Source organism: Schaalia georgiae DSM 6843 (assembly GCF_000429245.1).
Lineage (GTDB): Bacteria > Actinomycetota > Actinomycetes > Actinomycetales > Actinomycetaceae > Pauljensenia > Pauljensenia georgiae.
Window position 1 is genome coordinate 90,783 of the sequence record NZ_KE386870.1, and the last position, 14,639, is coordinate 105,421.

The following is a 14,639-nucleotide window of genomic DNA, read 5'->3' on the forward strand; positions in this document are numbered from 1 at the left end:
CGTGGGGAGGCGAGCACCCCCGCCGCGTGCCTGTCCCGGGGCCTCGTCGGCGTCACCGAGCGGGGGCCGGGGGGGCGTCCTCGTCATCAACGCCCCGGGATCGTGCGGTGGCGTGGCCGACGCCGTCGCGGTCGTGGGGCCGCTGGTGGCCCATATCATCGACCAACTGGACGGGGGCGACCACGGGTGACTTGGCGCATCGGCGGGGGGTGGTCCTGGGGCCGCCGCCGTCCACGCCGCACACAACGGGTGGGATTACGCAACACGCGACCGCACTGATCGGCGGAATCATGCCCTTGTGTGCAACTTGTGCTTCGTAAATCAGGGTCCTTGTGTGCGCAACCCGGGGGTCCCGGGGTGCGGACCGGCGCGCCCTGTGGGGCCGGGCCGCTAGAATTCGATCATCTGGAACGAAGCGGGTCCACAGTGGAAGGGCATTCACAGCATGGGCGCCATCCTCAAGCACTCGAGCATCCACTCCGCGGCGGTCCTGCTCCACCAGGGCGGCGCGACTGCCGAAGCCGTCAAAGGCGGTATGACCCAGCAGACCCCGTTCGCCACGGCCTCCGTGTCCAAGTTGTACACGCACGCGATCGTCTTCCGCCTCATCGACCAAGGACTGGTGGGCTACGACGCGGAGCTGGGCTCCCTGCTGCCGGCCGAGGAGGTTGGGCGCCTGCCCCACGGCGCCTCGGTGACGGTCCGCCAACTCATCGACCAGACCACGGGTTTCGCGGACTTCGAGTCGGAGCGCCAGCGCGACGGCACCGTGCTGTTCGAGCAGCTGCTGCGACCGGGCGGGGACCGGGCGGTCGACTACGACGACGCCCTGGGGATCCTCGCGCGCATCCCCGCGAAGCGGACGCCCGGGCGGCGCGCGCACTACTCCGACGCGAACGCCATGGTGCTGGGCCGGGTCGCCGAGGCGGTGGCAGGCGTTACCATCCACCACTTGCTCGATGAGGCCGTCTGCCGCCCCCTCGGGCTCACGGCCACCCACTACGCGGCGGCGGGGGAGCGGGTGGAGCCCGTCTACCACGGGAAGAGGGCCGTGGAATGCGGCCAGTACCTCGCCAGCCAGACGGCCCGCGGTGGCGTGATCGCGACGAACACGGAGTTGATGGCCTTCCTGCGCGCGTTCTTCAACGGCGGGTTGTTCGACCCGGCGCACATCGCGGACCCGGTTTTCCGGCCCACCCAGTTCGTCCCACTGCGTTACGGCAGCGGGATGATGCGGCTCGCGGTGCCGCGCGTCCTATCGCCCCTCGTCCCCGCCCCCGAGATCGTGGGGCACAGCGGGACGACTGGCAGTTTCGCCTTCTACTGCCCCTCGAAGGACGCCTACGTGTGCGGCACGATCAACCAGATCGCGCGCCGCCCCTTCGATGTGGTCTACCGGATGCTCGCCACGGCGCGGTAGCGGGGGCGCTCCGATCCGGTGGTGGGCGGGTGCCCACGGCGGGGCATCGACGGGGGCGCCGACTTCCGAGGGGCCCGCGGGTGCGCGCGGTGGGCCGGTGGACCGACAGGCTCTCGGTGTCGCGCGGCAGCGGCCCTGGTCCGGCCGTGGGGCCGCGCGGTAGCGGCCCTGGTCCGGCCGAGGGAGTGCCCGGGCGTCAGTCCGCGGGGCGCGCCCACTCGCCGCTGCGCCCGCCGGACTTGCGGGTGATCTTCGCTTCGCGGATACGGGCGGAGCGGTCGACGCCCTTGACCATGTCGATGACCGCCAGCGCGGCGACTGTCACCGAGGTGAGGGCCTCCATCTCGACGCCCGTCCGGTCTGCGGTGCGCACGGTCGCGGTGATGGCGACGTGGTCCTCCTCCAGGGACAGCCCGACCTCGCACCCATGGACGCCGATGGTGTGCGCCAGGGGCAGCAGGTCGGGAACGCGTTTCGCCGCTCCGATGCCCGCGATACGGGCGACGGCCAGGACATCGCCCTTGGGGACGGTGCCCGTGCGCAGCGCCCCCATGACGCGGGGCGACACGTCGACGCGGGCCGAGGCGGTGGCCTCGCGGACCGTCGGCTGTTTGGCGGTGACGTCGACCATGCGCGCGGCGCCCGACTCGTCGAGGTGGGTGAATGCGGTCATCGCGCGCCCCCCGCGGCGGTGTCCCAGTGGGAGCAGTCGATCACGTCCAACTGGTCGCCGGGGCCGATCCGCGTCGTGGCGGGTGGGACCACTCCGATGAAGTCGGCGCCGGGCAGGGAGGCGACCAGGTGCGACTTTGACCCGAGGGCGTGGACGGGGACGACGGGCAGTGCTTCGGGGGGCACTGGCAGTCCTGCGGCCCCTGCCTCGTCCGGGCCGGCCGGGCGCAGGGGGATGAACTGGGTCTTGCCCCGGGGCGAGCGCCAGGGCGCCGCAGCGACCGCCGGGGCCGTCCGGGGGGCTGTGATGCCGCGGCGCTTGGGCAGGCGGTGGGCCATGACGGCCAGCGCCCGCGCCACGTACACGTGGAAGGAGACGAATACGGAGACGGGGTTCCCCGGCAGGCAGACGACGGGCGCCTCGCCGTCGCCGACGCGGGTGCGCCCGACTCCCTGGGGACCCCCCGGCTGCTGGGCGACGCGGTGGAAGCCCGCGTCGGCGCCAAGTGCTCGGCGCACCACCTCGTGGGCGCCCTGGGAGATGCCGCCCGCCGTGATGACCAGGTCCGCCAGGGGCGCGCGGTCGAGGGCGGCGCGCAGCTGTCCGGGGGAGTCCCCGGTGCGCAGGTGGGCGGCCACGACCCCTCCCGCTTCCTCGACGAGGCCGCGCAGGAGGAAGCCGTTGGAGTCCGGGATCTGCCCGTGGGCGAGGCCGTCGCCGGCGGCGGCGAGTTCTGCTCCAGTGGTGACGATGACGACGCGGGGGCGCGGGTGGACGCGCAGGGCCCCGTGCCCGACCGATGCGGCGGCCGCCAGCTCCTGGCCGCGCAGCACCGCCCCCGCCCGCACGACGATGTCCCCGGGCTCGACCGCCTCGCCCCGATGGCGCACGTCAGCACCCCTTTCGGGGAGCCGCGAGATCGTGACCTCCTCGGGCGCCTCCGCGACGCCGGGGGAGTGGTCGGTGGCCTCGACCCGCACGACGGTGTCGGCGCCGGCGGGCATCGGCGCGCCCGTCATGATCCGCCACGCCGCCCCGGGGCGGCACTCGCGGGGGATGGTGTCGCCGGCGGGGATGTCCCCCAGGACGGACAGCGTCACGGGCGCCGCGAGCCCGGCGATGTCGTCGAAGCGCAGGGCGAAGCCGTCCATGGCCGAGTTCGTGAAAGGCGGCACGGGGACCGCCGCCCGCACGTCCTCGGCCAGGACCGCCCCCGTGCACGACTCCAGCGGCGCCTCCACGGCGGGCAGCGGCTGGGCGAGCGCCTCGACGAGGTCGCGGTGCTCCGGGATCGTCAGTTCGGGATCGCGCATGGGGACATTCTACGAGCGGCGGCCTCAGACGGTGAGCAGGACTTTCGTCGCGGAGCGCTGGTCCATGGCGGCGCGCCCTCTTTGGGGCCGGCTCGTCCCTCGTGCCGCCGCCCCGGGGCGCGCCTTTCAGGAGCCGCTCCCCCGGCCGTGACCGGAGGAACGCCCTTGCGCGCGGTAGGGTTGCGCCATGCCCCTCGAACTCCAGTCCTCCGGTTCCGCGCGCCTCGGGGCCGCCTCGACTGCGCGCCCGGGACTCGTCGACCGCTTCGGGCGCGTGGCGCGCGACCTGCGCGTGTCCCTGACCGACAGGTGCAACCTGCGCTGCTCCTACTGCATGCCACCCGAGGGCTTGGACTGGTTGCCCTCCGAGGCCACCCTCACCGACGAGGAGGTCGTCCGCCTGGTCCGCATCGGCGTCGAGGAGCTCGGGATCCGACAGGTCCGGTTCACCGGTGGCGAGCCGCTGCTCCGCCGGGGCCTGGAGGGGATCATCGCGGGCTGCGCGGAACTGACGACCGACCAGGGGCGGGCCCCCGACCTCGCGATGACGACGAACGCGCTGGGGCTGGCCAGGCGCGCCCACTCGCTGAGGGCCGCGGGGCTGGGGCGCGTGAACATCTCCCTCGATACGCTGGACCCCGCGCGTTTCGCCGCGATCACCCGCCGCGACCGCCTGGGGGACGTGCTCGCGGGCATCGACGCAGCCGTCGAGGCAGGCCTGGCGCCGGTCAAGGTCAACACCCTGGTGCTGCGCGGCGTCAACGAGGCGGGCCTGCCCGACTTGGTCGATTACTGCCTGGAGCGGGGCATCGAACTGCGGGTCATCGAGCAGATGCCCATCGGCCCGCCCGACACATGGGACCGCCGGCGGATCCTCACGGCCGACGAGATCCTCCACATCATGTCGGTGCGCCACGAGTTGAGCCCCCTCCCCCGCGAGGACCCCCACGCCCCCGCTGCGCGGTGGATGGTCGACGGCGACCCCTGTCGGACCGTTGGCATCATCGCCTCGGTGTCCGAGCCCTTCTGCGGGGCGTGCGACCGCACCCGCCTGACCTCGGACGGTCAGATACGCTCGTGCCTGTTCTCCACTGAGGAGTTCGACCTGCGCGCGCGGTTGCGCGGGGGCGCCAGCGATCAGGAGCTGGCCCGTGCGTGGGCCGACGCGATGTGGGCCAAGCCCGCCGCCCATGGCCTGGACACGGACGCTTTCGCGCGCCCGTCGCGCACGATGAGCAGAATCGGGGGGTGAACCCGTTTTAATTCCGCAAAACCGTTGTGACGGAAGTCCGCGGTGCGTGCCCCGGGGAGGGGCGGCGTCGGGCGCGCCGCTGTCGCGGCAGTGCAACGAATAGTGTCCGTTATCCCCGTTCAACGCGTAAAGGGGTCGTCAGAGCATTTGTGTTGGTAGTCTCCGACTAAAACAGTTGTGACGGGTCGGCCTACTGGCCCCTCACACCCCACACACACGAGGACAACCATGAGCGCGAACGACGACGGCGCCAAGACCGCCAGCCGTTACGTCCTGAAGGACTGGAACCCCAACGACGACTCGAAGTGGGACTCGAAGCTCGCTTGGCGGACCCTATGGATCACGACCTACTCGATGATCCTGGCGTTCTGCGTCTGGTTCCTGCCCAGCGCGATCGCCCCGAAACTCACACTCCTCGGATTCAACCTGGACAAGTCGCAGCTCTACTGGCTCACGGCCCTGCCCGGCCTCGCCGCCGGCATCCTGCGCCTCGTCTACATGTTCTTGCCCCCGCTGATCGGCACGCGCAAGCTCGTGGGCATCACCTCCCTGCTGTGCATCCTGCCCATGCTGGGCTGGTTCTACGTGGTCCAGGACAACACGACCCCCTACTGGGTCCTACTGGCCCTGGCCTTCATGGGCGGTGTCGGCGGCGGTTCCTTCTCGGGCTATATGCCCTCCACCGGCTACTTCTTCCCCAAGCGCCTGTCGGGCACGGCCCTGGGCCTGCAGGGGGGCATCGGAAACCTGGGCATAAGCGTCATCCAGCTGATTGGCCCCTTCCTCATGGGCTTCGGCCTCTTCGGCCTGACGTGGCTGGCCCCCCAGACGCAGGTCAGCGGCGATAATGCGGGTGAGCACATCTGGGTGTACAACGTGGCGATCTTCTTCGTCCCGTGGTGCGTCCTGGCTGCGATCCTGGCTTTCGTCTGGCTGCGCGACGTTCCCGTCAAGGCCAACATCAAGCAGCAGCTCGACATCTTCTCCAACCCCAACACCTGGTACATGACCATCCTCTACGTCATGACCTTCGGCCTCTTCTCCGGTTTCTCCGCCGTCTTCGGCCTGCTGATCAACAACCAGTTCGGCCGTGAGTCCTCTCTCGGCCTGCCCGTCCTGGGGGCGACTTTCGCGTTCCTGGGCCCCCTGATCGGTTCGGTTATCCGCATGTCCTGGGGCCCCTTCTGCGACCGCATGGGCGGCGCGATCTGGACGTTCATCTCCGCCGTCGGCATGGCCGTCGCCCTCTTCGGCGTGGCCTGGGTCCTGCGCAACCCCACCGGTTGGACGGACTTCTACATCTTCATGGCGCTCATGCTCACCATGTTCCTGTTCTCCGGTTTCGGCAATGCCGGCACCTTCAAGCAGATGCCCATGATCATGCCCGCCCGCCAGGCGGGCGGCGCCATCGGCTTCACCTCTGCGGTCGCCTCCCTGGGCCCGTTCCTGGTCGGCGTCGCCCTGTCGGCGGTGGGCACCGCGGGCGCCTGGGCCTTCTTCCTCGGATGCGCCGTCTTCTGCGTCGCGTGCGCGATCTTGTGCTGGGTCATGTACGCGCGCAAGGGCGCCCCCTACCCGGGCTGATGGCGGGCGCTGCGCCCACTGCCCCGCGACCGTCCCCCGCCTCGTCGACCAACTCCCAGGAGCTCCCATGACGTCCACCGAACCTCCGCAGATGGCCTTCCCCGTCTACGACGGCCAGTCCACACCCGCCACGGGAGCCGCGCTGTTCGCGCTCGGATCATGGCTGCGCCGCGGCAAGGCCTCTGCCGACGCGCGCCAGCTCTTCCTCGAGGGCGGCCGCGAGGGGGATGCCTTCTACCGCAAGCGCTGGAGCTATGACAAGATCGTGCGCTCCACCCACGGTGTGAATTGCACGGGCTCGTGCTCGTGGAAGATCTACGTCAAGGACGGCATCATCACCTGGGAGACCCAGCAGACCGACTACCCGTCCACCGGCGCCGACATGCCCGAGTACGAGCCGCGCGGCTGCCCGCGCGGCGCCGCGTTCTCCTGGTACGAGTACTCGCCCACCCGCATCAAGTACCCCTACGTGCGCGGCGTCCTGCTCGACATGTTCCGCGAGGCCAAGGCGCGCCTGGGCGACCCGGTGGACGCCTGGGCTGACGTCGTCGAGGATCCCGACAAGGCCCGCGCCTACAAGACGCAGCGCGGACGCGGTGGCATGGTCCGCGTGTCGTGGGAGGAGGCGATGGAGATCGTCGCCTCGGCCTACGTCCACACGATCAAGCAGTACGGACCCGACCGAATCGCAGGATTCTCCGTCATTCCCGCCATGTCGATGATCTCCTACGGCGCGGGAGCGCGCTTCCACGAGCTCATCGGCGCCACCATGCTCTCCTTCTACGACTGGTACGCCGACCTCCCCCCGGCCAGTCCGCAGGTGTTCGGCGACCAGACGGACGTGCCCGAGGCCGGCGACTGGTTCAACAGCCAGTACCTCATCATGTGGGGCACGAACCTGCCGTTGACACGCACACCCGACGCGCACTTCATGGCCGAGGCCCGCTACCACGGCCAGAAGGTCGTCGTTGTCTCACCGGACTTCGCCGACAACACGAAGTTCGCGGACGACTGGCTGCGCGTCCAGCCGGGAACGGACGGTGCCCTGGCCCAGGCGATGGGCCACGTCATCCTCAAGGAGTTCCACGTCGGCAAGCGCGAGCCCATGTTCCTGGACTACATGACGCGCTACACGGACTCCCCCTTCCTGGTCGAGATCAACGAGGTCGGCGAGGGCGCCCACGACGGTATCGATCCGAAGACCCTGGTGCCCGGCAAGTTCTTGACGGCCGCCAAGATGCCCGAGGGCACCACCGAGCGCACCGAGAACAACCAGTTCCGCCCCCTCGTCATCGAGGCCGACGGCACCGTCCGGGACCCGGGCGGCACGCTGGCGGACCGCTTCGGCGAGCAGGGGGCCGGCCACTGGAACCTCAACATGGACGGCGTCGCCCCCGTCCTGTCCATGATGGAGACCGACCAGTGGGAGGGCGTCGAGATCGCCCTGCCGCGCTTCGACCTGCCGGCCGCCCCAGGCCAGGCTTCCATCGGCGGCGGCCACGTGCTGCGCGGCGTCCCCGCGCGCCGCGTGAACGGCCGCCTCGTGACCACCGTGTACGACATCCTGCTGGCCAACTACGCGGTCGAGCGCGAGGGCTTGCCCGGACAGTGGCCCGCCGACTACATGGACGCCTCCACGCCGGGAACCCCCGCCTGGCAGGAGGAGTTCACCTCCGTCCCCGCCGGCGCCGCCATCAAGATCGGCCGGGAGTTCGCCACCAACGCGGTCGAGACCGGGGGCCGCTCGATGATCCTCATGGGCGCCGGGACGAACCACTACTACCACTCCGACGAGATCTACCGGACCTTCCTGGCCCTGACCGAGATGTGCGGCACCCAGGGCCGCAACGGCGGTGGTTGGGCGCACTACGTCGGCCAGGAGAAGGTCCGCCCGATCATGGGCTGGGGCTCCTTCGCCTTCGCCCTGGACTGGGCGCGCCCGCCGCGCCAGATGATCTCCACCGGCTGGTACTACATGACGACCGGCCAGTGGCGCTACGACGGCGCTTCGGCCTCGGCTATGGCCAACCCGATCAAGTCCTCGCACCTGGATGGCAAGCAGATGGTGGACACCCTGGTCGAGTCCGTCCAGCGCGGCTGGATGCCCTGCTACCCGACGTTCTCGAAGTCCTCCACGCAGCTGGGCCGCGAGGCAGCCGAGGCCGGCGTGCCCCCCGCCCAGTACGTGTCCCAGGAGCTGCGGGCCGGCCGCCTGCGCTTCGCGATCGAGGACCCGGACGCGCACCACAATGTCCCGAAGATCCTGGCGAACTGGCGCACGAACCTGCTGGGTTCGTCGGCCAAGGGCACGGAGTTCTTCCTGCGCCACATGCTGGGAACCGGCAACGAGGTCAATGCCACCGAGCTGGAGGAGGGCAACCGCCCCGCATCCGTGAACTGGCGCGACGCCCACCCCGGCAAGCTGGATCTCATGTGGGTCGCTGACTTCCGCAACACGTCGACGACCCTGCACTCGGATGTGGTCCTTCCCGCGGCCACGTGGTACGAGAAGCACGACCTGTCCTCCACGGACATGCACCCGTACATGCACTGCTTCGACGAGGCGGTGAACCCGCCGTGGGAGGCCCGCACGGACTTCGAGATCTTCCAGACCCTGGCGCACCTCGTGGGGCGCATGGCTGCCGATCATCTGGGCACGCAGACGGACATCGTCGCCGTGCCCCTCGGCCACGACTCCCCGGACGCCATGACCATGGCCGATGGCATCGTTCCCCAGCAGACGTGGACGCCCGGCAAAACCATGCCGAAGCTGGTTCCGATCAAGCGCGACTACACGCAGATCGGCTATAAGTTCGACCGCATAGGTCCGCTCCTGACCCAGGCCGGCCTGGCTGCGAAGGGCGTCGCCTTCAACGTCCAGGCGGAGTACGAACAGCTCGGCGGCCTCAACGGCCGCGCGCCCATGGACGGCAACGCGGGTGAGGGCGCGCCCCTGTGCGACACCGCGATCAAGGCGGCGAACATGGCGCTCCGTTTCTCGGGCACCACGAACGGCGCGCTCGCCACGCAGGGCTTCCGTACGCTGGAGAAGCGCGTGGGCAACGAGATGGCGTTCCTTAGCGAGGGCGATGAGGAGAAGAAGATCACCTACCAGGACACGGTCTTGCAGCCCCGCAGCGTCATCACCAGCCCCGAGTGGTCCGGCTCCGAGCACGGTGGGCGCCGCTACAGCGCCTTCGTCCAGAACCTCGAGTGCCGAAAACCGTGGCACACGTTGACCGGCCGCCCGCAGTTCTACGTCGACCACGACTGGATGATGGACATGGGCGAGGCCCTGCCCGTCTTCCGTCCTCCGCTCGACCTAGCGCACATTTACGGTGAGCGTCCGGTCGGTGACCACCGTCCCGGCCAGTCGGGCCAGGCCGAGGTCGCCGTGCGCTACTTGACGATCCACAACAAGTGGGCCATCCACTCCCAGTACTACGACAACCCGTACATGCTGACGCTGGGCCGCGGTGGCCAGACGGTCTGGATGAGCCCGGCCGACGCCGAGAAGATCGGCGTGCGCGACAACGAGTGGATCGAGGCGAAGAACCGCAACGGCACGGTGACGGCGCGCGCGGTCGTCTCGCACCGCATCCCCGAGGGCACGGTGTTCATGCACCACGCCCAGGACCGCCAGATCAACACCCCGCTGAACGAGGGGTCGGGCAAGCGCGGTGGCACGCACAACTCGCTGACGCGGATCTTCATCAAGCCGACCCACCTGGCCGGCGGGTACGCGCAGTTCTCCTACGCGTTCAACTACTACGGCCCCACGGGCAACAACCGGGACGAGGTCACGGTGATCCGCCGCCGCTCCCAGGAGGTGCAATTCTGATGAAGGTCATGGCCCAGATCGCGATGGTGATGAACCTCGACAAGTGCATCGGCTGCCACACGTGCTCGGTCACCTGCAAGCAGGTGTGGACGAACCGCGAGGGCACCGAGTACATCTGGTTCAACAATGTCGAGACCCGGCCGGGCGTGGGCTACCCGCGCGGCTGGGAGGACCAGAAGAAGTGGAAGGGCGGCTGGAAACGCACTGCGACGGGGCGCCTCGTGCCCCGCCAGGGCGGTCGCGTCGCATCACTGGCGAAGATCTTCGCGAACCCGACGATGCCGGGGATGGCGGACTACTACGAGCCGTGGACCTACGAGTACGACAAGCTGCTCCAGGCGCCGGCGGGCTCGCGCGCGATCCCGACCGCCCGCGCGAAATCGCGGATCACGGGCGAGCACATCGACAAGCCCGAGTGGGGCCCGAACTGGGACGACGACCTGGGGGGCTCGATGGAGACCCTCGACCACGACCCGGTGCTGCAGCAGATGAATATCCAGGTCGCCAAAACCATCGAAGACGCGTACATGTTCTACCTGCCGCGCATCTGCGAGCACTGCTTGAACCCCACGTGCGTGTCGGCGTGCCCGTCGGGCGCCATGTACAAGCGCACGGAGGACGGCATCGTCCTGGTGGACCAGGACGCCTGCCGCGGCTGGCGCATGTGCGTGTCGGCGTGCCCCTACAAGAAGGTCTATTTCAACCACAACACGGGCAAGGCCGAGAAGTGCACCCTGTGCTACCCGCGCTTGGAGGTCGGGGAACCGACCGTGTGCTCGGAGACCTGCGTGGGGCGCCTGCGCTACCTGGGCGTCCTGCTCTACGACGCCGACCGCGTGGGGTGGGCGGCCTCGCAGGCTGACGAGCGCGACCTGTACCGCGCCCAGCGCGAGATCCTGCTGGATCCCAACGATCCGCAGGTGGTGGCCGGGGCGCGGGCCAGCGGCGTGCCGCACTCGTGGATCCGCGCCGCCCAGGAGTCCCCGATCTGGAAGCTCATCACCGAGTACGAGGTCGCACTGCCCCTGCACCCGGAGTTCCGCACCCTGCCGATGGTGTGGTACGTGCCCCCGCTGTCGCCGGTGGTGGACCAGGTGACGGCGAGCGGCAACGACGGCGAGGACCACAAGGTGCTGCTCTCAGCGATCTCGCAGATGCGCATCCCCCTGGAGTACCTGGCGGGCCTGTTCTCGGCGGGCGACACGGCCCCGGTCGAGCTGAGCCTGCGCCGCCTGGCCGCGATGCGCTCCTACATGCGCGACGTGTACGTCGGACGGGAGGGGGACGAGGCGATCCCCGCGTCCGTGGGCATGAGCGGGCAGAAGATCCAGGAGATGTACCGGCTGCTGTCGATCGCCAAGTACGACGACCGCTACGTCATCCCCACCGCCCACCCCGAGATGCCGCGTGGCATCAAGGAGCTCGAGGGCTGCCCGGTGTCCTACGACGCCGAGGCCTTCCACGGTCTGGTCCCCGCCACGTCGAACCGCCCGATGGGCGGATCCAGTCCTGAGGGGCGCACGATGCTGCCCCTCGAGGTCGTCAGATGAGCACCTTCGTCGGGATCCCCCGCATCCCCACTGCGGCCCCGGAGTGTGAGATGCCCGAGGCGGACCGCCGCGCCGTGCGCATGGCGGTGTCGCTGTTGCTGGACTACCCCGGCGATGACTTCCTGGACAAGGTCGGCGCCGTGGAGGCCGAGCTGGCGGCGCTGCCCGATGAGGCGTCCGCACCCCTGGGGGCCTTCACACGCGCCGCCCGGGGGGCCGGGGTGCGCGCCATGCAGGTCCACTACGTGGAGACCTTCGACCAGAGGCGCCGGTGCGCCCTGGGCCTGACGTACTACACGCACGGGGACACGCGGGGTCGGGGCCAGGCGATCCTGGCCTTCAAGGAGGTTCTGCGGAGGGCGGGCTTCGAGATGAGGCGCGAGGAGCTGCCCGACCACCTGCCCGTGGTCCTCGAGTTCGCGGCCCTGGACGGGACGGGCACGGCGGAGGCGCTGCTGCGGTCCAACCGGGAGGGCATCGAGGTGATCCGCACGGCGCTGCGCAGCGCGGAATCACCCTACGCGGGCCTATTGGACGCGCTGGTGGCGACCCTGCCCGAGCCCGATGAGGAGACCCTGGAGGGCTTCCACCGCCTCGTCAGCCAGGGGCCCCCAACGGAACTGGTCGGCATCGGCGATCTGAGCGCCACGCCGTCCCCCGCCTCGGACACCACGATGGAAAGGTGAAGCCATGTTCTTCGTTCCTGCGAGCGCGCCCGCGGGGGTCCCCGCTTCCCTGGGGCTCGTCGATGTCGTCCTGTGGGTGGTGCTGCCCTATATCGTGTTCACGGTTCTGGTGGTCGGGCTCGTGTGGCGCTACAAGACGGACCAGTACGGCTGGACCTCCCGTTCCTCCCAGTGGAACGAGCCGACCATCTTGCGCTGGGCGTCGCCGTTGTTCCACTTCGGCGTGCTCTTCGTGTTCCTGGGGCACGTCATGGGCCTGGCCGTGCCGAAGTCGTTCACGAGCGCGGTGGGGGTCTCGGAGCACGCGTACCATTTGATGGCGACGATCCCGGGCACGATCGCCGGACTGATGACCGTGGTGGGCCTGGTGGCGCTGGTCTACAGGCGCGTCGTCGTCAAGTCGGTGCGGGTGGCGACGACCCGCATGGACATCGTCACCTACGTGATGCTGTCGGTCCCCGTAGCGCTGGGCGCGGTGGCGACGGTCGTCAACCAAGTGCTGGGCGGGCACGACGGCTACGACTACCGCGAGACTATCTCGGTGTGGTTCCGCTCGATCTTCTACCTGCAGCCGCAGGCGCGGCTCATGGTGGACGTGCCCCTCACGTTCAAGTTGCACATCGTGGCGGGCCTGCTGCTACTGGGCTTGTGGCCGTTCACGAGGCTGGTGCACGCGGTCTCGGCGCCGGTGGGCTACATCGCCCGGCCGCCCGTGGTCTACAGGGCGCGCGATGGGCGCCGCGAGGCCGCGCGCACGCGCGGGGGGATGTCCGACTGACGACGGTCCGACGGTCGGGCCCGCCCGTCTTTCGTTCCGCGCTGCGGTCGGGGTCTGTCAGGGGGATTGGCCGTGCGGGGCGGGAGCGCTTGTGAGTAGACTATCCCAAGATTAATTAGTAACTGATGGGGTGTCGGCGGCGCGGGCGCGGGCCCGGTGGGCCGCCGACCGGGCGGATGGACGCAGTCGAGACGAAGGACGAATGATGACGAATGAGACGGCCCAGCCGAGGCGCCTCGCGGACACGTTGTCGGCGATGGTGTCCCTGACGCCCGCCCAGCACGCGCTTCTCGAGCGCATCTCGCGCCACGCCCAACCGGTGACCGTGGCGCAACTGGCGCAGGAGTCCGATCTGCACGTCTCCTCGGTGCGCGAGACCCTCGAGGGACTGCTGGACCTGGGCCTCATCGAGCGGGAGCAGTTGCCCTCGCAGGGGCGGGGGCGCCCGGCGCTGGGGTACTCGACCTCCATGCCGGCCGATCCGGCTTTCGCCGCGCAGATGCTCGGCCAGTTCGCCCATTCGGTGTTCGCGTGGCTACGGATGGACTTGGAGGATCCGGCGGCCGCGGCCCGTTCCATCGGGCACAGGTGGGCCGACGCGGCTTTGAGTGAGATGAACGTCCCCGAGCACAGCCACAGGGAGGCGGCCGAGGGGTTCAGCATCGCCGGACACATGGGTAAGGTGCGTCTCTTCCTCACGGCGATGGGGTTCGGCGCCCAGCCGAGGGCTGAGGACCCGTTGGCCGTCGTCCTCACGGCGTGCCCCTTCGCGGAGGCGGACGCCCCCGACGGCCTCGCTTTCGAGCTGCGGCGCGGCATCGTCGAGCGCGTCTTCGAGCGCACGGCGACGGGTGTGGCGACGTGGCGTTTGGAGCAGGACGACACGGATCCGATGGTCCTGGTGGTCCACTTGGAGGCCGCGGTGGGCCCCCGGCCCAAGCCGTTGGCGACGACCCTTCGCTTCTTCGGGGGGGCCGCCGAGGCGGCGGGCGGCGACACGCGGGAGATCCCGTCGGACGAGGCGCCCGCCACCCTGGGCGCCCTGGTGGGGCTCCTGCGCGAATCCGATCCGGCGCTGGCGCCGGTCCTGGACGTGTCGAGCTACCTGGTGAACGAGCGATCCGCGACGCTGGACACCCCCTTGGCCCCGGGGGCGCGGGTCGACGTGCTCCCGCCCTTCGCGGGCGGCTGAGGCGGCGCGGCCTGCTCGGTCCCTTTTCGTGCGATCCGCCTACGACTGGTGGGCTCTGCTTCCGTCCTCGCGCGCATAGGGATTGTCGTTGTGCTCTGTGTGGTGGGGTCGGGAGGCCTTGTGCCTTGTGCCCGCTTCGAGCGGCGGGCGCCGGGTTGTGGGTTTGGGGATGCCGTTGGCCGCTGCGTCGTCGGCTGGGTGCCGGATGCCGCTGGGTGGTGCGGTGATAGGGGTCTATTCCGAGTCCTTCGCCTGGTGGTATCGGGGTGAGGTGCCCAGGGCGGTGCGGTCGGGGTGGGTGTTGATGATGGTGGGGTCTGTTCCTCTGTAGGTGTAGGTGGGGTCGTTGG

Annotated in this window: 10 protein-coding genes and 1 pseudogene; 9 read left to right on the top strand and 2 right to left on the bottom strand. The window is 69.8% G+C overall.

Annotated features, from left to right (window positions below):
* Together G447_RS12110 and G447_RS0108965 are read left to right on the top strand one after the other, a co-directional pair.
* Nucleotides 1–190: pseudogene (locus G447_RS12110) on the top strand (MogA/MoaB family molybdenum cofactor biosynthesis protein); the annotation flags it as partial.
* 255 nt (nucleotides 191–445) lie between these two features.
* A complete protein-coding gene (locus G447_RS0108965) occupies nucleotides 446–1,420 on the top strand; it encodes a serine hydrolase domain-containing protein (protein ID WP_026430798.1) in 975 nt (324 codons plus the stop codon).
* Nucleotides 1,421–1,616: 196 nt separating this feature from the next.
* On the opposite strand, the gene moaC is transcribed toward G447_RS0108965, so the two are convergent.
* Nucleotides 1,617–2,093, bottom strand: a complete 477-nt coding sequence (moaC, locus tag G447_RS0108970; RefSeq protein ID WP_005870818.1) for a cyclic pyranopterin monophosphate synthase MoaC — start codon at nucleotides 2,091–2,093, stop codon at nucleotides 1,617–1,619.
* The gene (locus G447_RS0108975; RefSeq protein ID WP_026430799.1) at nucleotides 2,090–3,406 is read right to left on the bottom strand and encodes a molybdopterin molybdotransferase MoeA; all 1,317 of its coding nucleotides are present in this window, start codon (nucleotides 3,404–3,406) and stop codon (nucleotides 2,090–2,092) included. Before G447_RS0108975 ends, moaC begins: the two co-directional genes overlap by 4 nt.
* Before the next feature lie 187 nt (nucleotides 3,407–3,593).
* On the opposite strand from G447_RS0108975, the gene moaA reads away from it, so the two are divergent.
* The 7 genes from moaA (at nucleotide 3,594) to G447_RS0109010 (ending at nucleotide 14,289) form a co-directional block, all read left to right on the top strand.
* Entirely contained in the window at nucleotides 3,594–4,658 is a 1,065-nt protein-coding gene (moaA, locus tag G447_RS0108980; protein ID WP_005870798.1) for a GTP 3',8-cyclase MoaA, read from the top strand.
* A 228-nt stretch (nucleotides 4,659–4,886) separates the two neighbouring features.
* The gene (locus G447_RS0108985; protein WP_005870814.1) at nucleotides 4,887–6,242 is read left to right on the top strand and encodes an MFS transporter; all 1,356 of its coding nucleotides are present in this window, start codon (nucleotides 4,887–4,889) and stop codon (nucleotides 6,240–6,242) included.
* A 67-nt stretch (nucleotides 6,243–6,309) separates the two neighbouring features.
* The gene (locus G447_RS0108990) at nucleotides 6,310–10,083 is read left to right on the top strand and encodes a nitrate reductase subunit alpha (RefSeq protein ID WP_026430800.1); all 3,774 of its coding nucleotides are present in this window, start codon (nucleotides 6,310–6,312) and stop codon (nucleotides 10,081–10,083) included.
* Nucleotides 10,083–11,633 carry a nitrate reductase subunit beta gene (gene narH / locus G447_RS0108995; protein ID WP_026430801.1) on the top strand — a complete coding sequence of 517 codons (1,551 nt, stop codon included), beginning with the start codon at nucleotides 10,083–10,085 and terminating at the stop codon, nucleotides 11,631–11,633. The genes G447_RS0108990 and narH overlap by 1 nt, the downstream gene beginning before the upstream one ends.
* Nucleotides 11,630–12,319 carry a nitrate reductase molybdenum cofactor assembly chaperone gene (gene narJ, locus G447_RS0109000; RefSeq protein ID WP_026430802.1) on the top strand — a complete coding sequence of 230 codons (690 nt, stop codon included), beginning with the start codon at nucleotides 11,630–11,632 and terminating at the stop codon, nucleotides 12,317–12,319. Before narH ends, narJ begins: the two co-directional genes overlap by 4 nt.
* Nucleotides 12,320–12,323: 4 nt before the next feature.
* Entirely contained in the window at nucleotides 12,324–13,097 is a 774-nt protein-coding gene (gene narI, locus G447_RS0109005) for a respiratory nitrate reductase subunit gamma (RefSeq protein WP_026430803.1), read from the top strand.
* Between the two features lie 202 nt (nucleotides 13,098–13,299).
* The gene (locus G447_RS0109010; protein ID WP_026430804.1) at nucleotides 13,300–14,289 is read left to right on the top strand and encodes a MoaD/ThiS family protein; all 990 of its coding nucleotides are present in this window, start codon (nucleotides 13,300–13,302) and stop codon (nucleotides 14,287–14,289) included.
* Nucleotides 14,290–14,639: the final 350 nt, after the last annotated feature.

Coding starts and splice junctions, on each gene's coding strand:
- G447_RS0108965 (WP_026430798.1), top strand. CDS start 446: ATGGGCGCCATCCTCAAGCACTCGAGCATCCACTCCGCGGCGGTCCTG.
- moaC (WP_005870818.1), bottom strand. CDS start 2,093: ATGACCGCATTCACCCACCTCGACGAGTCGGGCGCCGCGCGCATGGTC.
- G447_RS0108975 (WP_026430799.1), bottom strand. CDS start 3,406: ATGCGCGATCCCGAACTGACGATCCCGGAGCACCGCGACCTCGTCGAG.
- moaA (WP_005870798.1), top strand. CDS start 3,594: ATGCCCCTCGAACTCCAGTCCTCCGGTTCCGCGCGCCTCGGGGCCGCC.
- G447_RS0108985 (WP_005870814.1), top strand. CDS start 4,887: ATGAGCGCGAACGACGACGGCGCCAAGACCGCCAGCCGTTACGTCCTG.
- G447_RS0108990 (WP_026430800.1), top strand. CDS start 6,310: ATGACGTCCACCGAACCTCCGCAGATGGCCTTCCCCGTCTACGACGGC.
- narH (WP_026430801.1), top strand. CDS start 10,083: ATGAAGGTCATGGCCCAGATCGCGATGGTGATGAACCTCGACAAGTGC.
- narJ (WP_026430802.1), top strand. CDS start 11,630: ATGAGCACCTTCGTCGGGATCCCCCGCATCCCCACTGCGGCCCCGGAG.
- narI (WP_026430803.1), top strand. CDS start 12,324: ATGTTCTTCGTTCCTGCGAGCGCGCCCGCGGGGGTCCCCGCTTCCCTG.
- G447_RS0109010 (WP_026430804.1), top strand. CDS start 13,300: ATGATGACGAATGAGACGGCCCAGCCGAGGCGCCTCGCGGACACGTTG.